Source organism: Nocardia anaemiae NBRC 100462 (assembly GCF_001612725.1).
Lineage (GTDB): Bacteria > Actinomycetota > Actinomycetes > Mycobacteriales > Mycobacteriaceae > Nocardia > Nocardia anaemiae.
Genome location: NZ_BDAZ01000056.1, coordinates 38,534 through 59,464, shown reverse-complemented (window position 1 = coordinate 59,464; position 20,931 = coordinate 38,534). Strand labels below are relative to the sequence as shown.

Below are 20,931 nucleotides of genomic sequence, written 5' to 3'. Positions count from 1 at the left end.
GCCTGCACCTCCGGGGCTTCAGCAGCCTCCGGAGCGGTGGAATCCGTCGCGGTGACGCCGCCCGGCGCGGTCGTCACGGTATTCGATTTACGGGTGGTTCCGTGGTCGCGCTCGGCTACTTCAGCGCCCGTCGCTCGCGCCGCAGTGTTGCTCATGTGCTGGTTCTCCCCCGTCGCATGGTTGTCGAAATCGGGTGATCCGCTGTTGTGGCGCAAGTTATCATTTCGATTACTGCTCGGGGGACGATGTCGTCGGGTGTGGCGGAAATTCACGGGCACATCCACCGAACGGCCACTGCGGATACTCGACATCCGCTCAGCAGCTAGGTCCGAAAATGAGTGCTGATCCCGAAAATACGCACCGAACCGATCTCGACGCCGAGCCGACCAGAGACTGGGGCGGGCCGTTGTCGCGCCCCGAGAACGACGTGGTCGAGGCCTTCTCGACCGCATGGGAATCGGCGCATCGGCCACCGGAGATCGCCGACTTTCTCCCCGACGCCGAATCCCTGCGCCGGGCCGCCCTGATCGAATTGATCCGCGTCGACCTGCGACATCGGTGGATCCGGCTGCCCGAGACGCCGACGCCGCGCAAACGGCTTTACGACTACTGCGCCGAGTTTCCGGAACTCGAACCGGAGGGCATTCCGGCTGGTCTGGTTTACGAAGAGTTCGTCATCCGACGGCACAGCGGTGAACGGGTCGATCCGAAGGATTGTCTTCGGGAATATCCGCAACAAGCGACCGAATTGCGCGCACTGCTCAATGCCGACGACATCGACCAGAGCACCCGCCGAGCGGCGCTCGAGGATTCGGTGCTCACCGAGTTCGCCAATACCCGTGCGGCGGCCGAACTGAGCCGAACCGTGCAAGCCGATCAAACCGTCGGAATGAACCGAACCCAGCAGGCCGATCGTAATACTGACGTGACTCGCGCCACCGTCGACGCAACCGAGACGGCGACCGCCATTCCGACCACGATCGGAACCGGTCCGGGGAAATTCAGCGCACTCGACCGGATCGAGATCGGTCAGTCCATCGATGATTTCGACCTGCTCACCGGACTCGGCAGCGGCGCCTTCGCCCGGGTATTCCTGGCCAGGCAGCGGTCATTGCAGCGCTTGGTCGCGGTGAAGATCTCCGCCGACCACGGCACCGAACCGCAGACCCTGGCCCAGCTCGACCACGACTACATCGTGCGCGTCTTCGATCAGCGGCTGCTCGGCTCCGATGACGCCCGCGATCCAGCCATGCGTCGACTGCGGCTGCTGTACATGCAGTTCCTGCCCGGCGGCACCCTGCTCGGCGTGCTGCGCTGGGTTCGCGCCACCCCACCCGCCGAACGCAGCGGACAGCTGCTGCTCGATGCGGTCGACGCGGCCATGGAGGAGAAGGGTGAAATTCGCCCGACCGATTCCAGTGTGCGCGCCGAGATCGCCGGACTGAGCTGGCCGGAAACCGTGGCCTGGCTGGGCCGCAGATTGGCCGAAGCGCTGGAGTACGCCGCCGCGCACGGCGTATTGCATCGCGATGTGAAACCGGCCAATATCCTGCTCACCGCCGAGGCGGTGCCGAAACTGGCCGACTTCAATATCAGCTTCAGCCGCAATGTCGCGGGCACCAGTCCGGTGGCCTATTTCGGCGGCTCGCTGGCGTACATGTCGCCCGAGCAGTTGGAGGCCTGCCATCCCGGCCGCGAGCGCACAGCCGAGGATTTGGACACCCGCTCCGATATCTACTCCCTCGGTGTGGTGCTGTGGGAATTGCTCACCGGCGCGAAGCCGTTCGACGATTCCACCGCGAGCGCGACCGACCACGGCGACGACACCGCGCTGGAGGGCATGCTGGAACGCCGCACGGCCGGGGTGGATGACGTTGCGCTGCAACGAGTTCCGGCGAATTGCCCGGCGGCGCTGCGGCGGGTGCTGCTGACCTGTCTGGAATCGGATCGGACGCGGCGCTGGGCCAATGGCGGCGTGCTTGCCAAGCAGTTCGACCTGTGCATGGACCCCAGGGCCCGGGATCTGGTCGACCCGCCGCCCGGCAGTTGGCGGCTGAAGTTGCGGGGGTGGCGGCTGGTGATCGTGACGCTGGCCATAGGCATCCCGAATATCCTCGCCTCGGCATACAACATCCAACACAACCAGCATCTGATCGTGGACCGGCTGCCCGAGGACGCCGGGCGCACCTTCATGATCATCACCACCGTGGTGAACGGAATCTTCTTCCCGCTCGGCGCGACGCTGATCCTCTATATGTCCCGAAGAATGATCACGGTGCCGCACGGACTGCGCCGCCACCGCCGCTACGATGCCGAGACGCTGCGGCTGGCCAGGGCGGATTCCCTGCTGTTCGGCGACAGAGCGGTGTGGGTGGTCTTCTCGCTGTGGGTGCTCGCCGGATTCACCTTCCCGATCGCGCTGCAATTGGCGGCCGGGCATGTACCCGCCCGCGCGGTGGTGCACTTCCTCACCTCGATCGTGGTGTGCGGCGCTATCGCGATGGCGTACCCGTTCTTCCTGGTGTGCTTCTTCATGGTCCGATGTATCTATCCGATCTTCCTGCGGCACGGGGAGATCAGTACCGAGGACGCGGTATGGCTGCGCGGCCTGGATCGCCGCGCCAACGGATATCTGGCGGTCGCGGCCTCGGTGCCGCTACTCGCGGTGGCCGGGGTGACCTTCCTGCCGCCCGACGATATTCCGATGGTCATCGACGCGGTGCGCGTGCTCTGTGTGGGCGGCATCATCGCGTTCATCGGCTCCTACCTGCTCTTCCGTGCACTCGAGGCCGATCTGCGTGCGCTGGAGCGGGTGGTCGCGCCGGTGGATTCTCTTGACCGCGAAAACATTTCGGCGGATCGGGAGCGCGACAGGCTCGCCGCGGCGGAGCCGCGATCGTGACATCTGCCGATTTCGCGAATCCAGGCGAGACCGACCCCATAACCAGATTTACCGAAGATTGGCAGCACTGCCTGCGTGGCGACCGGGACGAACCACCCCCGATCGCGCAGTACATCCCCGACGGCGCCCAGGTGCGTCTGGCGGTGCTCACCGATCTGGTCCGCATCGATCTGCGCCACCGCTGGGATCGGGAGGGTCTCGGCAAACGCATCGCCGAGTATCGCAAGGAATTTCCCGAGGTCGAGCACAGTGCGGAATTGGTCGATCTGCTCTGCGAGGAATTCCTGGCCCGCCGCCGGTACGGCCCGCTGGAACTGGCGGATTTCCTCGCCGAATATCCGGAGCTGGCCAAGGATGTGCGGGCTCGGCTGGCCGTCTACGCCGACGATGACGACACCGCGGCCGATACCGAACGCGCCGCCGCGCTGGTCGCCGGTCTGTCGCCGGGCCGTCGGATCGATGACTTCGATCTGCTCACCGATCTCGGCACCGGCACCCTCGGCCGGGTCTTCCTCGCCAGGCAGCGCTCCATGCAACGTCTTGTGGCCGTGCGACTTTCGGCGGGCCGCGTGGCGGGCGGGCACAGCATGGCGCAATTGGATCATCCGCATCTGGTACGCGTTTTCGATCAGCGCCTGGTCACTGCCGCGACACCGGAAGCCCCGGCATCGACCCGTCTGGTCTACATGCAGTACCTGCCCGGCGGCACGGCGGCCGGGGTGCTCGCCGAGCGGCGGCGCGGCCCGGAATCCGAAGGCGGGGTGCTGCTGCTGCGCGCCATCGATGCCGCCATGGAGGCCAGGGGCGAGATCCGGCCGTCGGATTCGAGTGTTCGCGCCGAAATCGCCGCACTCAGCTGGCCGGAGACGGTGGCCTGGATCGGCAGGCGACTGGCCGACGCGCTCCATTACGCCGAACAGCACGGCGTACTGCACCGCGATATCAAACCGGCGAATGTGCTGTTCACCGCAGAAGGCATTCCCAAGTTCGCCGATTTCGCCGCGCGCACGGCCGCACCTCGATCGGCGTCGAATCCACTTGCCGCCGAACGGGATTCGCTGCCTTACCGTGCGCCGGAACAACTCGCCGAACTGCTCGATCCGGCCGCACCGCCTCCCGGCCCGAGCAGCGATATCTACGCTCTCGGCGCGCTGCTGTGGGAACTGCTTACCGGCGTGATGCCCTTCGATGATCCGCCGATGCCCGCCGATCCCGACGCCCGCGCCGAAACCATCGCGACCATGGTTGCCCTGCGCGAGCGCGGCGTCACCGCGGCGACCCTGCGTGAGCTGCCCGCCGACACCCCGAGCGCGCTGCGGCGGGTACTGCTGGAGTGTCTGCGGGCGGATCCGCAACGGCGCTGGCGCAATGGTGCCGAACTCGCCGCACAACTGGATCTGTGTCTCGACGAGCGCGCCAGGGAGCTGGTCGACCCGGCGCCGACGAGTTTTGCGCACCGGTCACGTGGCTGGCTGATACCGATCCTCACGCTATGCGTCGGCGTGCCGAATCTGCTCGCCAGCGTCTACAACATCAACCTGAACAACTCGCTGATCATCGATCGGATGACGGCGGCCGACCAGCAGCGGTTCGCCGCGGGCGGCCTGGTCACCAACCTCATCGCCTTCCCGATCGCCGGATTGCTGCTGCTCTTCCTCACCCGCCGCCCGCTGACCATCGGATTCCGGCTGGCCCGCGGGCGGGAATACTCCCCGCGCACCCTGGCCGCCGCGCGGCGCGACACGCTGCAGATGGGTGACTGGGCGGTGTGGGTGCCATTCGGTTTCTGGCTGATCGCCGGGGTGGTGTGGCCATTGGCGCCGGTCTTCTTCGGCGTCGATCTACCGCGCGCGACCTTTCTGCATTTCTACGCCGCACAGGTGGTGTGTGCCGCGATCGCGCTGGCGTATCCGTTCTTCCCGATCATGGTTTATGCGGTGCGTTCGATTTATCCACAGCTGCTCGTGCGCGGCGGTGTCGGCGCCGAGGACGAGGAGCAACTGCGCAAACTCGCCAAGCGCGGGAACTTCTATCTGGGCGTGGCCGCATCGGTTCCGCTGCTCGGCGTGGCCAGCGCGACCTTCGTCGATGCCGCCGATCTGGATTTGGTGATCGTTTCGGTGCGGGTGCTCAGCGTGGGTGGCATCCTGGCATTCGTGCTCACCTATCGGTTGTTCCGAATGCTCGAGGCCGATCTGCTGGCCTTGGCGCGCGCGATTCCGCAGCGGAAGCGATGACCGGCGCGCGGCCGTTCGGGCGGCTGGTCAGCCTGTCCCATATCCATGATCCGGCGACCGCGCCGCTATTTCCCGGCGATCCCGAATTCCGCACCGATATTGTCGCGACCGTCGCGAACGACGGTTATTACCTGCGCTATATCCAGCAGGGCGAGCACACCGGAACCCATTGGGGAGCACCGATCCACTTCCATGCCGACGGACTGGCCGCCGACGAATTGGACCTCGACGATCTGCTGCTGCCAGCGGTGAAGATCGATGTGCGCGACCAATGTGCGAACGATCGGGATTACGCGATCGATATCGGTGATCTGCGGGAGTGGGAGAGTCGGCACGGCCGGATACCCGACGGGTCGGCGGTGGTGGCCTGGACCGGATGGGATGAGAAATGGGGGACGCCGGAATTCATCGGAACCGGCGAAAGTGCCGATCATCAACCGGGATTCGCGGTCGAGACGGTGAAATGGCTTTTGCGGACCGGGCGGCTGGGGCGGCGTGGCGCGCTCGGCATCGATACGTTCGGACCCGATCTGGGCACCGACGACACCTATGAGGTGTCGAAGCTGCTGTATCGCGAACATCGGATCAGCTTGGAATGTCTGGCGAATCTCGCCGAACTGCCCGCCACCGGCGCCTGGGTGCTGGTCGGCGCTGCGCTCTACAGCGGTGGATCCGGTTCGCCCGCAACGATATTCGCGATGTTGCCCTGATTACGCGCCGCCGTAGACCTTCGGGTCGAGTGTGCCGATATAGGGCAGGTCGCGGTAGCGCTCGGCGTAGTCGAGGCCGTAGCCGACGACGAATTCGTTCGGAATATCGAAGCCGACGTGCGCGACTTCCACGTGGGTGCGTAGCGCGTCCGGCTTGCGTAGCAGGGTGACGACCTCGAGCGAGGCCGGATTGCGGGTGGACAGATTGCGCTTGAGCCACGACAGCGTGAGACCGGAGTCGATGATGTCCTCGACGATCAGCACATTGCGGCCCGCGATGTCCTTGTCCAAGTCCTTCATGATGCGCACGACACCGGAGGACGAGGTGGACGAGCCGTAGGAGGAGACCGCCATGAATTCCATCTGAGTGGGAATCGGCAGCGCCTTGGCGAGATCGGTCATGAAGAAAATCGCGCCCTTGAGCACGCCGACCAGCAACAGATCGCCCTCGGGGGCGTCGGCCGGATAACGCTTGGCAATCAGCTCGGCCAGCTCCTGGGTCTTGGCCTCGATCTGTTCCTCGGTGATCAGCACCGACGCGATATCGCCCTCGTACACGTCAGTTGGTTTCCCTTCCGGTGTTGTGCAGAAGCAAAGTCAGCCTGCCATGTTCGCGCGCGGCGACCAACCTGCGCCCCGGTGTTCCGCCGCCCACCGCGACGCCGCCCTGCCCGCGCCATGCGGTAACCAATTCGTCAACCGCCTGTAAATGCTTGTTGGTCAGGGCTTTAGCGCCACCGGCCAGCAACCATGCACGGATCGCGCGGCGACGCAAGGCTGCGGGGGAAGTGGCGAGGGTCTCTATCGAAAGGGTTCGGCCATCACTCGCGGCACGCAGTAGCTCATCGGCCAGTGCGTCCAGTACCGCACTGTCGTCGCGCAACTGCTCGGCCGTGCGCGCCAACGCCGCCGCGACCCCGCCCCCGAGCACCTCCTCCAGCAACGGCAGCACCTCGTTCCGCAGCCGCACCCTGGTGAACTCCGCCGCCGAATTATGCGGATCATCGAATGGCGTCAACCCGATATCGACACACAACTGCCTCGTCACCGCCCGCCGCACCGCCAAGAGCGGTCGCCCCCACGGATCCGCGAACGCCGCCATCCCCTGAATCGAGCGCCCACCCGACCCCCGCCCCAACCCCAACAGCACCGTCTCGGCCTGATCGTCGAGCGTGTGCCCGAGCAGCACCGGCAACCCGTCGCGGGCCCCGTCGAGCGCCGCATACCGAGCCGACCGCGCGGCCGCCTCCAACCCCCCGTCGTTGCCGACCTCGACCGGCAAGACATGCGCCGACCGACATCCGAGCGCAAGCGCCGTAGCGGCCGCCTCGGCCGCCACCTTGTCCGATCCCTTTTGCAACTGATGATCGACGATCAGCGCGTCGACCCGACCCGCCTCCACAACGGCAGCGGCGGTCAACGCCAGCGAATCCGCGCCCCCGGACAGCGCGACCGTCACATCATCCGTCGCGTAATCGGCCAACCACCCCCGCACTGCCCGCCGCACCTCGAGCACCGCCTCGGTCTCGGGCAGCCGCCGCGAATTCCCGGGCATCGCTCCCGCCGTACGGCTCATATCCGGAGACTACGCGATTCGGGCCGCACGGCTCTTTGCCGCGGTAGCCGCAGGTCACCGGTATCCGTGCTCCGGCGCCTCGAAGACAGCACCGGCGGCGCGTGGATTCCTTTGAGCCACAAAGCACTATCAGGTTGAACAGCGACCATGTGGAACAGCTGCGCACCCGCCTACGAGTACCGCGCGTCAACGGCAGCGACTGCGACTGAGCCGCGCGACGCGGTACGCCATCGGCCAGCTCAGGACACACCTACCGTCTGCTGCTCGGGTTCGATGACCGCGATGACGCGTTCTTGGTCTCGGGTGTACGGCTGACCGATGTATTTTTCGGCAATTTGATCGATGATCGTCCAGGCCGCATCGCCCTCGAGCCACTCGATGACGCGGCCGCGCACAATGACCGGCTCGAACGGGTTGTCCACTGGTGTCAGGGAGAGTGCGACCCGCGGGTCGCGGCGCAGGTTGCGGGCCTTGCGGCTGCCCGGCCCGGTGAGGATCACGATGTGGTCGCCGTGCGTGCCGACCCAGACCGGGACGGAATGCGGTCCGCCGTCGGGGAGGACGGTGGCGAGGTGGGCGATCGAGGTGCCGTCGAGTACGCGGCGGACATCGGGGTCGAGCATTGGGGTCATCTCCTGGTGTGGGTTCTGGACGGGCTGGTCGGAGGTCATCGCTCGACCTGGTAGTGCAGATGTGTGACGCCGGGCGCCGGGACGGCCTCGATGAGGCGCACGTGCTCGGGCAGCGACTGGAAGAAGGGGCGGCCGCCGCCGAGCAGGATCGGCACCTGGTGCAGGATCACCTCGTCGACGAGCCCCGCCCGCAATGCCTCGGTCAGGACGCCGCCGCCCATGAGGCCGACGTCCTTGCCACCGGCGGCCGCGCGGGCGGCCGCGATCGCGTCCTCGATGCCGGTGGTGACCAGGGTCTGCCGGTCGGTCAGCTGCGGCGCCGGTCGGTGACTGAGCACGAACAGCCGGGCCTTCGGGTGCGGGCTGCCGCCGCCGAAATGGTCGGAGTCCTCGTAGGTGTTGCGGCCCGCCACGATCGCGCCCGAACGTGCGGCGAGGGTGTCGAAGACCCGGGCGCTGGGCTCGCTCAGGCCGAATCCGTCGAACACCTGGCTCGGGGTATCGCCATTGAAATACCAGTCGAAGAGCATCGTCGCGTCGCCGAGGCCGCGCCCGGCGCCGGGATTGCGACCGGTGATGTAACCGTCGACCGACACCGCGTGAGCGCTGATGACCTTGCCCATCTGCGTACCTTTCTGAGTTCCTTCGAGAGACGCTACGACCATAACAGTCAAAGTTCCCTAAGGGAACTCAGGTTGCTAAACTGGCTTCATGCAGCGCACGGACTTCAGCAAAATGGCGTGCTCGATCGCACGCACCCTCGACGTCATCGGGGAACCCTGGTCACCGCTGATCCTGCGTGACGTATGGGTCGGACTCAACCGATTCGATCAACTCCAGGCCGACCTCGGTATCTCGCGCAAGGTCCTGACCGAACGCCTGAACCACCTCGTCGACCAGGGCGTGCTCGCCCGCCGCCCCTACGACCAGCGACCGCGCTACGAGTACGTCCTGACGGAGAAGGGCACCGAACTGGTCGACCTACTCATGGTCATGACCACCTGGGGCGACAAATGGCTCGCGGGCGAGGCCGGTCCACCGGTGCTCTACCGCCACCACGCCTGCGGCGAAATCAGCACCGTCGACCTACGCTGCACCCACTGCGGCAACCCAATGCACGCCAACGACATCGACCACCTATCCGGCCCCGGCGCAGCCGCCTGACCGTCCCCGGGCTGTCGCATATCCAGTGAGTACCTCGCACAGGCTATAGCTTGTGCGAGGTACTCACTGGATATGCGACGCTTCGTCAAGGCAGGCGGAGAGCACCGCAAGCGGAGGGCGTCGCATGGGGCGGTGCTGGTGTGGGGCGAAATACCCTCGGATGCAACGCAATAGAGGATCGGCATCCCCCGCGAAGTACCTGGGAGTGCGGCCGATCCAGCGCAAGAATCAATTCCGCTGGCAAATGCAAAAGACAATCGAGAACCGCCGCGAATCACCCGAGAAAGCAGGCGGTCCAGCGCTCAGAGGCCTCGATTTCCACTGGCAAACGCGGTAGACGATCGAAGCTCTGCCGCGAACCACCCGAGAACGCGGACCTCCCGACACACATGAGCCTCGATTCCGCTGGCGAACGCAAAGGCAATCGATGTCCCACCTCGGACCACATGAGACGGGGGACCAAGCACTCGGTGGCCTCTGCCCCCGGGCAACCCGCCACGAACCACCCGAGAACACGGGCCACCCAGCACTCGACGGCCTCTACCCCTGGGCAACCCTCCACAAACCACCCGAGAACACGGGCCACCCAGCACTCGACGGCCTCTACCCCTGGGCAACCCACCACGAACCACCCGAGAACACGGACCACCCAGCACTCGACGGCCTCTACCCCCTGGGCAACCCACCACGAACCACCCGAGAACACGGACCACCCAGCACTCGACGGCCTCTACCCCCTGGGCAACCCACCGCGAAACTACCCGAGAACGCGGGCCACCCAACGCTCGGGAGCCTCGATTTCCGTTGCGAGAGGCAGGGTTTCGGCGTTAGTCCAGATGGTGTTGAACTGGGTCATGCCGACTTGGGCCACCACGGCGTCTACGAATTTCTTGCCGCGGACGTATTGGGCGACCTTGGCGTCCACCCCGAGCAGCGCGCGCAGGAGGCGTTGGAGTGGGTTGGTGGGGCGTTTGCGGCGCTTGTCGAAGGCGGCTCGGATTTGTTCGACGGTGGGGATGACGGTGGGGCCGACGGCGTCCATGACGTGGTCGGCGTGGCCTTCCAGCAGGGTGCCGAGCATCAGCAGGCGGTCCAGCGCCTCGCGTTGCGGTGGGGCCTGGGTGGCGCGCAGTAGACCGACGACGCCGCGGGAATTCGGGTCATCGGTGCCGGTGCCGCGGCGGCGGTCGCGCACCTCCTCGACGAGGCGGCCGAGCATTTCGGCGAGCGGTTCATCGCCGACCTCCCCGAGGATGTCGACATTGGCGCGCATGTAATCGGCCAGCCACGGCGCGGAGGAGAACTGCACCCGGTGGGTCACCTCGTGCAGGCAGACCCAGAAGCGGAAGTCGGTCGGCGAGACGCCGAGTGCGCGCTCGACGGCCATGATGTTCGGCGCGACCAGCAGCAGCGTCCCATCGGGTCCGGTGAACGGGTCGTACTGGCCGAGGATCGCGGTGGACAGGAACGCCAGCATCGCGCCCGCCTGCACACCCGCGGGTTTGCCCGCGAGCAGGCCCTTGTCCGATGTCGGTCCGGTGCCGGTCAACTGGGCCATGGAATCGGCGGCCGCATTGATCCAGCCGGGCCGGTCGACGATCAGGGCCGATGGCACCGGCTGGTCGTCGAGCAGACCGCTCACCTCACGAACCGGTCCCTCCGCCCGCACCGATGCCTCGGCCAGCTCACTCACTACTTGTTCGGCCGAATACCGCGAGGTCCGCGGTCCGGACGGCACCAGCGCGGCGCCGGTGCGCGCGGCAAGGCGCCAATCGACGGCACCGGAAAATCCGGAGCGTCTGCGCTCGGCCGGAGCGTCCGCAGCCGAATTCACGGCGGGCGCAGCGCCCGTTTCATCAGTGCCTTCGAACATGGTCAACCACCCGTCACGAGCATCCACAGTTGCGCAGCGTGCCTGCGATGGCGTCCAATGCGGGTCGGCTGAGCTCCGGTGGCCGATCGTTCGACATCAATGCGAAGGTCAATACCCGGCCGTCGCTATCCAGCACATACCCGACCAACGTGCTCGCCACCGACAGAGTTCCGGTCTTGGCCCGCACCCATCCCGCGCCGCCGCGGTTCTGCGCGACATAACGGCTGCTCAGCGAGCCTGTCGCACCCGCGATCGGCAGATCGTCGAGCAACGGCGCCAGGGTGGTCGCGATGCGGTCGGTTTCCGGCTTGGCCTTAGTGTTGCTCGGCTGCACGGCATTGGCTCCGCTCGGCTTGGCCGCGGTCGCGATGATCTTGTCGAGCAGCCGGGCGGGCACCCGATCCTCGGTCGACAGGCCGCTGTTGTCGCGCATCGAAAGGCCGGTGAGATCGAATCCGCCCTTGCCGAGCGCGGTTTCGAGGGCGGCGACGGCCCCGGTGAACGATGCCTCATTACCGGACGCGATCGCGATCTCGCGCCCGATGGCCTCGGCGAGCACATTGTCGGAGTAGACCATGGTGTCGCGCAGCCGGTCCCGCAGCGGCGCGGATTGCACGCTCGCCACCTCCGTCGCACCGGCGGCGGCATTGCCGATCCGCACCTTGGCGGGATCGAGTCCGAGTTCGGTGGCCAGGCGCTGTCCGGTGGCCAGCGCCGGAGTCGGGGTGCGCGGCGAGTACTCGACCAGCGGATCGAGACGCCCGCCGTCGAGCATCACCGGATCCATCGGCGCGATCGAACCCTCGCCGATATCGACCGGATCCCAGCCGGGGGCCATGGGTGGGCCGGAATACGCGGAGGTGTCCACCACGATGGTGTCGACCTGACGTCCGGACGCCTTGATCTGTGACACCAGATCCGACAGGCGCGGCCCGTTCGGGTAATACCCCTTGCCGTCGGGCTGCGCGGTCAGCGTCGGATCGCCGCCGCCGACCAGCACCAGTTCATTGGGCGCGGTTCCGGTGACGACGCGGGTGCTCACCCGATGATCCGCGGGCAGGGTGAGCAGGGCGGCCGCGGTGGTGAGGATCTTGGCGGTGGACGACGGAATCATCGGCTTATCGGATTCGGCGCTCCACAGCACCGTCGCGGAGGCCGCATCGGTGACCTCACCGGCGAATGCGCCGAGGTCGGGATTGGTGACCACGTGTGCGAGCGCGGCGGCGATACCGGCCGGAGTCGGCGCGGACGCATTCGAGGGCGCGGGCGCGACCTGCGGTACCGGTGTGACCGGCGCGGGCGGTGCCGCGATGGTGAGCCCGCCGTGCCGGAATCCCTCGGTCCACGGCTTGACCGCGATCAGCACGCCTGCCCCGCCGCCGAGCAGCAGGGCCAGCATGAACGCGACGAAGATCCAGATAATGCGGCGTCGCTTGGTGGTCGAGCCACCGTTATACGCATTGCTGCCACCCACCACGTGCCCGCCGTCTCTCCGTCTCGTATCGCCCGACTGTCACACGGCCGCCGGGTCCACCCACCTACCGCACCCGAGTGCCCGCCGACCACACTATCCTCGTTCCGACACCGTTCCCCCCGAACACCTGTCGAGTCGGCGTTCCGACGACAGTCACACAGAGGCATCAGAAGGAGATGGCGTGGAGTTCGACGTCACCATTGAGATCCCCAAGGGTTCTCGGAACAAGTACGAGGTCGATCACGAGACCGGTCGGGTCCGGCTCGACCGCTTCCTCTACACGTCCATGGTCTACCCGGCCGACTACGGCTACATCGAGAACACCCTCGGCGAGGACGGCGACCCGCTGGACGCGCTGGTCCTGCTGCCGGAGTCGGTGTTTCCGGGCTGCCTGATCGAGGTGCGTCCGGTCGCGATGTACAAGATGGTCGACGAGGCGGGCGGCGACGACAAGGTCCTGTGCGTGCCCGCGGGCGATAAGCGCTGGGACCACATCCAGGATCTGGCCGATGTGCCGGAATTCGAACTGGCCGCGATCAAGCACTTCTTCGAGCGCTACAAGGATCTGGAGCCGGGCAAGTACGTCAAGGGCTCGGAGTGGGTCGGTCGCGCCGAGGCCGAGGCCGAGGTGGAGGCCTCGATCAAGCGGCTGCAGGAAAAAGGCGGCCACTGAGTTCTATTGGGGCGGTGGATGATTCGCCCCAAACGAAAGCGGGAAGTCCGGTTCGGACTTCCCGCTTTTGCTATTGCGGATCAGTTGTAGAGGTAGAGATCCCAGCCGCTGTAAGTCTGGACGCACTGCCAGTAGTTGCCGCCCGTCTTGGGCGAGGCACCGTCGGCGGCACACGCGGCGCGGGTCGCGTAAGTGCCGTAGTAGTAGCCCGTGGAGGCCGACGCGGTCGCTGCCGTCGACACCCCAGCGACAGCGGCGGCAGCAAGAAGACCGCCCGCGATGAGAGTTTTGATTCGCATTCCACTGCTCCTGAAAGCGAGAGTTGGTTGATTACCCCGCTAACGGTAGAAACAGCAAACGTTCAGCACAGCCGACCCTAGGGGTCGAACAACCACCACCTGGGGCAATGCCACCTTCGCCACCCTGCACACCTGCACTCATGGCACTTCGGGGCACTCTTGTCGCTATCGCGCACTTTTGCAGCAAGGCGCGCGAAGGTAACTAAAGGTGTGCAGAATGCCTCGGGGAGCGACCCGACGCTGCCAACTGTGCTCGATCCGTTCGAAGGGCTTTCGGCAGGACCGGTGACCGCCGTCATGATTGACCCGAATTGCGACGCCCATCGAATCAAGTCGGGTTAGCGTCGAATTCGTGATATCTCTCGATACATCGGCGCTACGCAAAGCATTGCTGAGCGAGACCGATCAGCTCGCTGAGCTGTACCTGTCCGCCGATCCGAAGACACCGATACCGACTTGCCCGGACTGGAACCTGGCGAATCTGATCGCCCACGTCGGCGGTGGAAACCGTTGGGCCGCAGCGATGATCGCCGAGCGAGCCACCGAATTCCTGGAATTCGAGCTAGTTCCCGATGTCCGCCGCCCACGCGAACTCGAGGAGGCCGACCGGTGGCTGCGGGCCGGTGCCCGAGCGGTGATCGACAGCGTCGACCTCATGGGCTCCGACGTGCCGGTCTGGACGCCGTTCGGCTCCGCGCGTCCTGCCGAATGGTGGGTACGCCGACGCCTGCACGAGGCGAGCGTCCACCGCGCCGATGCCCTGCTCGCTCTCGACCGCGAGCTGGACATTGCCCCCGAGATCGCCGCTGACGGCCTGTCGGAGTTCCTCGAAATCGTCGAGAAGGGACCACGATTCGAGACACCACTCGACGAAGGCGCCAGCCTGCGGTTGCGCACCATCGATACCGATGACACCTGGGCGATTCTGCGTTCCGGGGACACGATCACCTGGAGTGACAGCCAGGCACCGGCATCGTTGACGGTTCAGGGCACCGCCGTGGATCTGTTCCTCCTGCTGGTGCGCCGAATCCCCGCCGACAACCCACGCGTGCAGACCTCCGGAGACCTCTCCATACTCACGACCTGGCTGGAGCGCATCAAATTCTGAGTTCCGGCGCGTGCCGGTTTCCGTTGGCGAAACTCGGTTTCGGCAGGCCCTGGCGGCTGGCATTAACGGCAGCGGCCCGGACGTCGGCGCGCGAACAACGAAAAGCGGGAAGTCCGTTGTTGTTCGGACTTCCCGCTTTTCGATTACTCTGCGCCGCCGCTGATTTCGGTTATCGACGGATCGGCTCAGTAGTAGATGTAAAGATCCCAGCCGCTATAGGTTTCGACGCACTCGTAGTAGTAGCCGCCGGTGCTGGGCGAGGCGCCGTCCGCGGCACACGCCGCAGAGGTGGCATAGGTGCCGTAGTAGTAGCCCGTGGCCGCAGACGCGGTTGCTGCCGTCGACACCCCGGCGACGGCGGCGGTGGCGAGAAGACCGGCCGCGATAAAGGACTTGATCCGCATTTCACTGCTCCTGAAAGCGATGTTGATTGATTACCTCGCTTACGTTAAGGACAATTCACCGCCCGAACAGCCACCCCTAGGGCTCGACCAATCACCCCCTTGGGCAACATCACCTACCCCACCCTTCCCGTTGCGCCCGAACGACTCTCGCCACCACAACTCAAATAGCCGCCGAGAATGCGTTCTTGGAGACGGGCTCTCGACATTTACCGCCACCAGCACATTGTGATCTTGAAGAGTCGCGTTGTCGTGTGGGGGCGGCGATCGGGCAGGATCGAGTAACTGTTGGTTCGGAATGCGCAGCTGGACAGCTGAACTCCATCGGGTGTTCGGGAGCAGTAGGGCATGCGCTCGGCAACCGCAGCCCACCAGGATGTTCGGGAGCAGCAGGGCACGGCACTCGACAACCGCATCCAACCAGGACTTTCAGAGCACCGGGGCATACTCCTTGACAGCCGAGGGACTTCAAGGCGGGGCGGGCGGGTTCAGGGGGCGCCGGGGAGGCGGCGACGGCCCGCGGCGAGGTCGTGCGCCAAATCCTCGTAGCCGATGGCCAATTCGGCCAGTGCCTCCCAGGCGTCGCCGAGCGCGTCGTCCGTGGCGCTGGCCAGGGCTGCGTAGGCGGTGGCGGTGTATTGGGCGAGGCGGTCCAGCACCGCGCCGAGGGTTTCGGTGTGCACCGATGCGCCGCCATGTGCGGGCGCCAGTTGCGCATTGACCCAATGATTGATGTGGCGCACCAATTTCGCTCTCCGGCAATCGATGTCATCGGTGCGGCCGCCGTCGGCGAGGCGACTCTCGTGCAGGCAGGTTAGTTCGTAGGCCGCGTGTAGGAGCGGGTGCGCGGCGTGCTCGACGCCGCGGCAGGCGCGCAGCACTTCCCCCTTGGTCGGCAGCGGTTCGATCAGCACGAACACCCTCGGCGCGCATGCGGCCGGATCGCGTCGACGACCACGACATCGCCGATGGGGTTCGGGCTGGGTGCGTGCGGATGCGTCCGGCCGAGTCGCCGTCTCCGGTGATCCATCGGATTCCTCGATTCTCGTCGGTGAATTCGAAAGCGCCCGGCCGAATCTGCGGATAAGCGGCAATCCGTTGTGATCCAATAGGTTTCTCGAGTTTCCTACGGCTCTCCGACCGGGCGCGGCAACAGCACAGCACGCGACAGGCGGAGGAGTCAGCGTCTTCATGGGGTCTGCATTCGAATCGCGCCGAAAGGCGAGGACAAGTTCCGTGTCCGCGGATCGGTACATCCACGGACACATCACACTCGTTTCCGAAACACTGAGGTAGGGGGCCATGACGGATTCTGGAAGTACGGTGCCGCGACGACAACTGGGACGCCATCTGCGTGACCTGCGCTTACAGGCCGGGATGACAATGCCCGAGGCGGCGCAGTTGATCGAACGCGGTAAGACGACCTTGCAGCGGTTGGAGACCGGTCAGGCGAATCGCATACGGCTGCTGGATATTCGAGAGCTGTGTGCGGTGTATGACGCGGAGGAGGTGGTGACGGCGGGGTTGCTGGGGTTGGCGCAGCAGGCGTCGGGGAAGTGTTGGTGGCATGAGTATGGGAAGTTGATTCCGGAAGACTTCGATGTGTACGTGGGTCTGGAGGCTGCGGCGCGGCGGTTGACTTCGTATGCGCCGGACGTTGTGTTGGGGTTACTACAAACCCCGGACTACTCTCGGGCCCTTCTCCGTTCAGCACTTCCCGGTATTTCTGGCGCGGAAATCGAACGGCGGGTTGAAGTGAAACAGCGCCGTCAGAAGATCCTCACCAGGAAGCGGCAACCAGTCGAATTGAATGCGGTACTCCTCGAGTGCGCGCTGCGCCGGATGGTCGGCGGCCGTCGGGTCATGGGCGGACAGCTGCGACATCTGGCTGACATGTCGACTCTGCCGAACATCACGCTGCGGGTGCTCCCGTTCTCCGCTGGCATCCCACTGGGCGACCCGATCGGGCTATTCACGATCGTCAACTTCCGGTTGGACAAGAATAAGAAGCCGATCGAGCCGCCCGTTGTCTACCTTGAAAACTTCACGGGCGACTTATATTTGGAGTCACCCAGTCACGTCCAGCGCTACGATGTGGCTCATGAGGTCATCAAACGCGCCGCGTTGGATGAGACAGCGAGCAGGAGTCTGCTTCGGCAGCTAGCAAGGGAGTACGCCGCGTGACCGGCAAGCATGACGACGAACTATCCGAGGCTCGCTGGTTCAAGAGCGTTCGGAGTTCCGCGACGAAAGACTGTGTCGAGGTGGCGTTTCTGCCCAGCGGCGTGGTCGGCGTGCGGGACTCGAAGAATCCGGGCGGCCGTGCACTGGTTTTCGACGGCGGTGAATGGGATGCCTTCACCAGCGCCGTTGCCGATGGGAAGTTCAACCACTCCTGAGTGATCGATACGAAGCCTCCCGCACAAGAGTGAGTGCGGGAGGCTCTTTCGGCGTCTGACCATTGTCTGGTGTCGTTGCCGGTCGCCAGCTCCAGACGGTAGGGTTGCGGAGCAGCGGGGGATGCGTATGACCCCTCGGTACGGGTGGCAGCGAAGGGGTTCGCGGATGGTCGGTACAGCGAAGATGCCGCGCGCTGCGGCCCTGATCCTTGGCGCGGTGCTAGCGCTTGCCGGATGCAACAACGACTCAGTGGATGGCACGCCGACGCCTAGCAGTACGAAAGCATCGGCAAGTACTACGGCAGCAGCCACTACCTCGAAAGATCCCGAAGCAGCGATCTGGAATCCCTGCGACATTCCCGACTCCGCGATATCTGCACTCGGGCTGAACACCGCCAGCAAGGACACCACCGTCGCCGGAGTCGATCCGACAGGCTGGAAGGTTTGCGGTTGGCTATCGGCGCCGAAAACGTACAACTTCGGAATCTTGTCGTCGGAACACACGCTGGAGGAGACCAGCCAGAGATCCGACTATGTGGACTATCTCTGGACGACTGTCGCTTCCCACAGGGCACTCCAGTTCCGCCCGCCTGGCGCCACGTATGAGCTGACCTGCTGGCTCGGAGTTGAGGTGCCGCATGGAATGGTCGAATTCAAGGTAATGAACCGATACGGGACTAGCGGTCCCCAAGCTGGTGAACCGTGTGCCGAGGTGCGTCGCCTCACTGAAGCCTTGGCCCAGTACCTGCCTGAACACTGATGGAGGGGGAATGATCAACGGTGTTGATCCGAGTGAATGGAAACGACTGCTCGACAAGGCAAACGCCGGTGAGCTGTCGCTAGACCCCGAGGTTGGAAAGGGCTTGGACAAGGTCTGCGACGACCAAATCGACAGGCTCAACACAGTGCTCGACAAGATCGGCAGCGTCGGCAACATAACAGGTTTCGGCACATTCAACTCCGGCAAAATCCTCGAAAAGAAGTTCTCCGAGACCGCCTCGGGAAACGACCGCTCACTGGATGTCGTGATCAAGCAACACATCGATTCCGTCAACACCGTGAAACAGGTTGTGGCACAAGCGATCGCGAACTTCATCGCCCTAGACCAAGACCGTGCCTCCCAGTTCGAGCAGGTGACTCCGGAATGACGTACGAGGACTACCAACGCCGGGTGATCGAGGCACAGGAACAGTGGAACCGGGACCGCGACTGGATCTACAAGACCGAGTCGGGCTACAACGGTTTCGATGGCGAGACGCAACCGCCGCACATCACGACTCCGGACAGCTACGACCACCTCACTCTCGAGCAAATGCAGACCGCTGTCTCGGCGATGAAGCCGAAACTCGTCGATGACGCGGTCACCATGTGGGCGAATATCGGTGCCGAGCTGACCGGCACTTTCGAGGTCTTCAAGCGCGAATTCGATCGCACCATCACCGGCCAGAACGGCCACACCGGATGGACCGGTGCTGCGGCGCAGGCAGCCACCACCGCAGTGCACAACTACTACGACAAGTCCGTTCCGCTGGCGCAAGCAGCCACCCTGACCAGTCTCAAGCTCGCGGAAATGAAGACCGGCCTGGAGCAGACCCAGGCATTGATGCCCGGCCTGACCGAGCGCCCGGATATCGCCGGAAAGACGCTGCCCAAAGACGGCGTCATGAAGACCGACGAATACACCAGCACCGAGGCCGAGCAAGAGGGGCGCAGAATCCTGCGCACGGTCTACGGCCAAGTCGCGGGACAGACCGATGTCGGCGTCCCCTACATGCCCACCGCGCCGACGATCGCCGACGGTCCCGGCCCGGTCTCACCAGGCGGGGATTCCGGTGGTACACACGGACCTTCGGGTTCCGATGGCGGTTCCTCGGGTTCCGATGGCAGCGGCTCGGACGGTTCGGGCAACCAGGGCCAGGATTCGGGCCAGCCGACGGGCACCGAGCAATCCACAAACCCGTCGTCGACAACACCGGATGCCACCACCGCCGCCAGCACCAACCCCCAAAGCGCAACCGCGACAACACAACCCACTTCCCCCACCACCGCAACCACGAGCACGTCCACCCCGACCCTCAACACCCCCGGCATCGGAACCACCGGCCGCCCAACCAGCACTGGCGCCCCCGGAACCACCCAGGGCAGCCCCGGCCGCACCGTCTCCGGCACACCAGCAACGGCAACGACCACAGCCGCCGCCACAACCCGCCAGAGCACCGCAACATCAGGCCGCTCCGGCATGTCGGGCATGGGCGCCCCAGGCCAGAACAAGTCCAACGACGACGACCGCAAAAAGGCCGTCCCCGACTACCTCATCACCGCCGAACACGGCGAAGAACTCACCGGCCTGAACTCCCGACCCAAAACCGTCCCCCCGGTAATCGGCGCAGACCACGACAGTGAATCCCGCTACTAACCCGAGCGAGGCCGGGCGGTGGAAACGGCGGAGTGGGTAAGCGCACGGAATGGCAATCGGTTGAAGGTGGCGGAGTGACTAATGACAGCGGGATAGCGGGCAGCAGTGGGTACGGGGCGGGTAGGAACAGGCTCAGCGGGCTCGAGTTCGAAATGCTTTGGGCCGCATACGGTCGCGACCGCCTTCCCTATCCGCTGCACTATCGCACCGACATCGCTGACTTCGATGAGCTGAAGCGTCATCGGGAGGCTGCTGTCAGTTCCTTGCTCGCCAAGTATTCGCCCGAGCTCGAACATGCCATCGAGGTGCTGCTCGAGCCGGATGTCCGGGTGGAGTCCAAGGGTTTCGGCGGTGCCGATCTATCGCACATATATCGGTTCCATGGTGCGGTCCGCGCTCAGGCCGGGGCCGTCCTGCACCAGTTCCCCGGCCCGCATCCCGACACCGGCGGCGATGTTCTCCTGACCTATTGCACCGCAGAACAAGTCGCCCGGTACGCGGTAACCGCCCTACCCGCGTGCGGACCCGGCACCCACCCACCGCTGGAGATCCGCCGCGCGGAAATCGCCGCCGAACGTGACCGCCACATCCGGCGTGCCCACGACCTCGGCCCCATCGACCAACTGGACCGCATCTTCCAGCGCCCCCGCTCCGCCTTCGGCGAGATAACCATCTGCCCGGGCCCGGCTCTCGACGCCCGCCCGACCCCCGCCCGCGGTTTCTGGTGGATGGACTACCCCGACGGCCGCTACTACGTGAAAACCGGCGACCCCATCATCGCCAAACCCATCGAACCCCATTCCATGGCCGCCGAAATCCACCGCCTGACCACCCTCACCCAGCGCTACCACCGCGAAGACCGCGAACACGACGAATACCTCCGCACCCGCCACCCGCATCGAAGCTAGCCCGATCCCCACGCCGCACAACAGCTATCGCATATCCCGTGAGCGCCTCGCAGAAGCTATAGCTTCTGCGAGGCGCTCACGGGATATGCGACAACGCCAATGGAGTCGCCGACGGCACCTGGAGCTCGGAAGTCGATGTGCTGCAAGTCAGGTCGCGAG

21 protein-coding genes are annotated in these 20,931 nt (G+C 65.3%); 12 read left to right on the top strand and 9 right to left on the bottom strand.

All coding sequences use genetic code 11. The annotated features are described in order from the left end of the window. Positions 1–334 precede the first annotated feature (334 nt). Genes NA5_RS28465 through NA5_RS28455 form a run of 3 tightly spaced genes read left to right on the top strand, consistent with a single transcriptional unit; the run spans position 335 to position 5,849 of the window. Entirely contained in the window at positions 335–2,902 is a 2,568-nt protein-coding gene (locus tag NA5_RS28465) for a serine/threonine-protein kinase (RefSeq protein WP_084484481.1), read from the top strand. Next, positions 2,899–5,139, top strand: coding sequence for a serine/threonine-protein kinase (locus NA5_RS28460; RefSeq protein ID WP_062991480.1), 2,241 nt, complete (start codon positions 2,899–2,901; stop codon positions 5,137–5,139). Before NA5_RS28465 ends, NA5_RS28460 begins: the two co-directional genes overlap by 4 nt. Then, a complete protein-coding gene (locus NA5_RS28455) occupies positions 5,136–5,849 on the top strand; it encodes a cyclase family protein (RefSeq protein ID WP_084484480.1) in 714 nt (237 codons plus the stop codon). Before NA5_RS28460 ends, NA5_RS28455 begins: the two co-directional genes overlap by 4 nt. On the opposite strand, the gene hpt is transcribed toward NA5_RS28455, so the two are convergent. From hpt to NA5_RS28435, 4 genes are all read right to left on the bottom strand, one after another. Next, entirely contained in the window at positions 5,850–6,407 is a 558-nt protein-coding gene (gene hpt, locus NA5_RS28450) for a hypoxanthine phosphoribosyltransferase (protein WP_062991478.1), read from the bottom strand. It abuts the gene before it with no gap. 1 nt (position 6,408) lies between these two features. After that, positions 6,409–7,425: a tRNA lysidine(34) synthetase TilS gene (gene tilS / locus NA5_RS28445; RefSeq protein WP_084484479.1), complete on the bottom strand. Its 1,017-nt coding sequence runs from the start codon at positions 7,423–7,425 to the stop codon at positions 6,409–6,411. A 239-nt stretch (positions 7,426–7,664) separates the two neighbouring features. Beyond that, on the bottom strand, positions 7,665–8,048 hold the full coding sequence (locus tag NA5_RS28440; RefSeq protein WP_062991524.1) for a PPOX class F420-dependent oxidoreductase: 384 nt from the start codon (positions 8,046–8,048) through the stop codon (positions 7,665–7,667). A 44-nt stretch (positions 8,049–8,092) separates the two neighbouring features. After that, positions 8,093–8,680 carry a dihydrofolate reductase family protein gene (locus NA5_RS28435; RefSeq protein ID WP_062991474.1) on the bottom strand — a complete coding sequence of 196 codons (588 nt, stop codon included), beginning with the start codon at positions 8,678–8,680 and terminating at the stop codon, positions 8,093–8,095. 88 nt (positions 8,681–8,768) lie between these two features. Between NA5_RS28435 and NA5_RS28430 the strand changes: the two genes are divergently transcribed. Then, the gene (locus NA5_RS28430; RefSeq protein WP_062991472.1) at positions 8,769–9,221 is read left to right on the top strand and encodes a winged helix-turn-helix transcriptional regulator; all 453 of its coding nucleotides are present in this window, start codon (positions 8,769–8,771) and stop codon (positions 9,219–9,221) included. Between the two features lie 757 nt (positions 9,222–9,978). Here the strand turns inward: NA5_RS28430 and NA5_RS28425 are convergent. Both NA5_RS28425 and dacB read right to left on the bottom strand, forming a co-directional pair. Beyond that, positions 9,979–11,094 (bottom strand): Rv3626c family coenzyme F420 biosynthesis-associated protein, encoded by a 1,116-nt coding sequence (locus tag NA5_RS28425; RefSeq protein ID WP_084484490.1) that lies wholly within the window; start codon positions 11,092–11,094, stop codon positions 9,979–9,981. 13 nt (positions 11,095–11,107) lie between these two features. After that, positions 11,108–12,571, bottom strand: coding sequence for a D-alanyl-D-alanine carboxypeptidase/D-alanyl-D-alanine endopeptidase (gene dacB / locus NA5_RS28420; RefSeq protein ID WP_062991468.1), 1,464 nt, complete (start codon positions 12,569–12,571; stop codon positions 11,108–11,110). Positions 12,572–12,749: 178 nt separating this feature from the next. On the opposite strand from dacB, the gene NA5_RS28415 reads away from it, so the two are divergent. Beyond that, positions 12,750–13,241, top strand: coding sequence for an inorganic diphosphatase (locus NA5_RS28415; RefSeq protein ID WP_062991466.1), 492 nt, complete (start codon positions 12,750–12,752; stop codon positions 13,239–13,241). 80 nt (positions 13,242–13,321) lie between these two features. Here NA5_RS28415 and NA5_RS28410 read toward each other — a convergent pair whose 3' ends face one another. After that, positions 13,322–13,540, bottom strand: a complete 219-nt coding sequence (locus tag NA5_RS28410; protein ID WP_062991464.1) for a hypothetical protein — start codon at positions 13,538–13,540, stop codon at positions 13,322–13,324. 352 nt (positions 13,541–13,892) lie between these two features. Between NA5_RS28410 and NA5_RS28405 the strand changes: the two genes are divergently transcribed. Continuing rightward, complete coding sequence (locus tag NA5_RS28405) at positions 13,893–14,648, top strand: maleylpyruvate isomerase family mycothiol-dependent enzyme (RefSeq protein WP_157110680.1); 756 nt, start codon at positions 13,893–13,895, stop codon at positions 14,646–14,648. Between the two features lie 185 nt (positions 14,649–14,833). Here NA5_RS28405 and NA5_RS28400 read toward each other — a convergent pair whose 3' ends face one another. Next, entirely contained in the window at positions 14,834–15,052 is a 219-nt protein-coding gene (locus tag NA5_RS28400; protein ID WP_062991462.1) for a hypothetical protein, read from the bottom strand. Positions 15,053–15,537: 485 nt separating this feature from the next. Next, positions 15,538–15,963, bottom strand: coding sequence for a DUF4254 domain-containing protein (locus tag NA5_RS42460; RefSeq protein ID WP_245672437.1), 426 nt, complete (start codon positions 15,961–15,963; stop codon positions 15,538–15,540). Positions 15,964–16,351: 388 nt separating this feature from the next. Between NA5_RS42460 and NA5_RS28390 the strand changes: the two genes are divergently transcribed. The 6 genes from NA5_RS28390 to NA5_RS28365 all read left to right on the top strand — a co-directional run bounded on the left by NA5_RS28390 (position 16,352) and on the right by NA5_RS28365 (position 20,772). Further along, a complete protein-coding gene (locus NA5_RS28390; RefSeq protein WP_062991459.1) occupies positions 16,352–17,233 on the top strand; it encodes a helix-turn-helix domain-containing protein in 882 nt (293 codons plus the stop codon). Further along, on the top strand, positions 17,230–17,448 hold the full coding sequence (locus NA5_RS28385) for a DUF397 domain-containing protein (protein WP_062991457.1): 219 nt from the start codon (positions 17,230–17,232) through the stop codon (positions 17,446–17,448). Before NA5_RS28390 ends, NA5_RS28385 begins: the two co-directional genes overlap by 4 nt. A 166-nt stretch (positions 17,449–17,614) precedes the next feature. Continuing rightward, positions 17,615–18,208 (top strand): DUF3558 domain-containing protein, encoded by a 594-nt coding sequence (locus NA5_RS28380; RefSeq protein WP_062991455.1) that lies wholly within the window; start codon positions 17,615–17,617, stop codon positions 18,206–18,208. 10 nt (positions 18,209–18,218) lie between these two features. Beyond that, entirely contained in the window at positions 18,219–18,596 is a 378-nt protein-coding gene (locus NA5_RS28375) for a hypothetical protein (protein ID WP_062991453.1), read from the top strand. Then, positions 18,593–19,864, top strand: coding sequence for a hypothetical protein (locus tag NA5_RS28370; protein ID WP_062991451.1), 1,272 nt, complete (start codon positions 18,593–18,595; stop codon positions 19,862–19,864). Before NA5_RS28375 ends, NA5_RS28370 begins: the two co-directional genes overlap by 4 nt. A 74-nt stretch (positions 19,865–19,938) precedes the next feature. Next, on the top strand, positions 19,939–20,772 hold the full coding sequence (locus tag NA5_RS28365; protein ID WP_245672436.1) for an ESX secretion-associated protein EspG: 834 nt from the start codon (positions 19,939–19,941) through the stop codon (positions 20,770–20,772). Positions 20,773–20,931 lie beyond the last annotated feature (159 nt).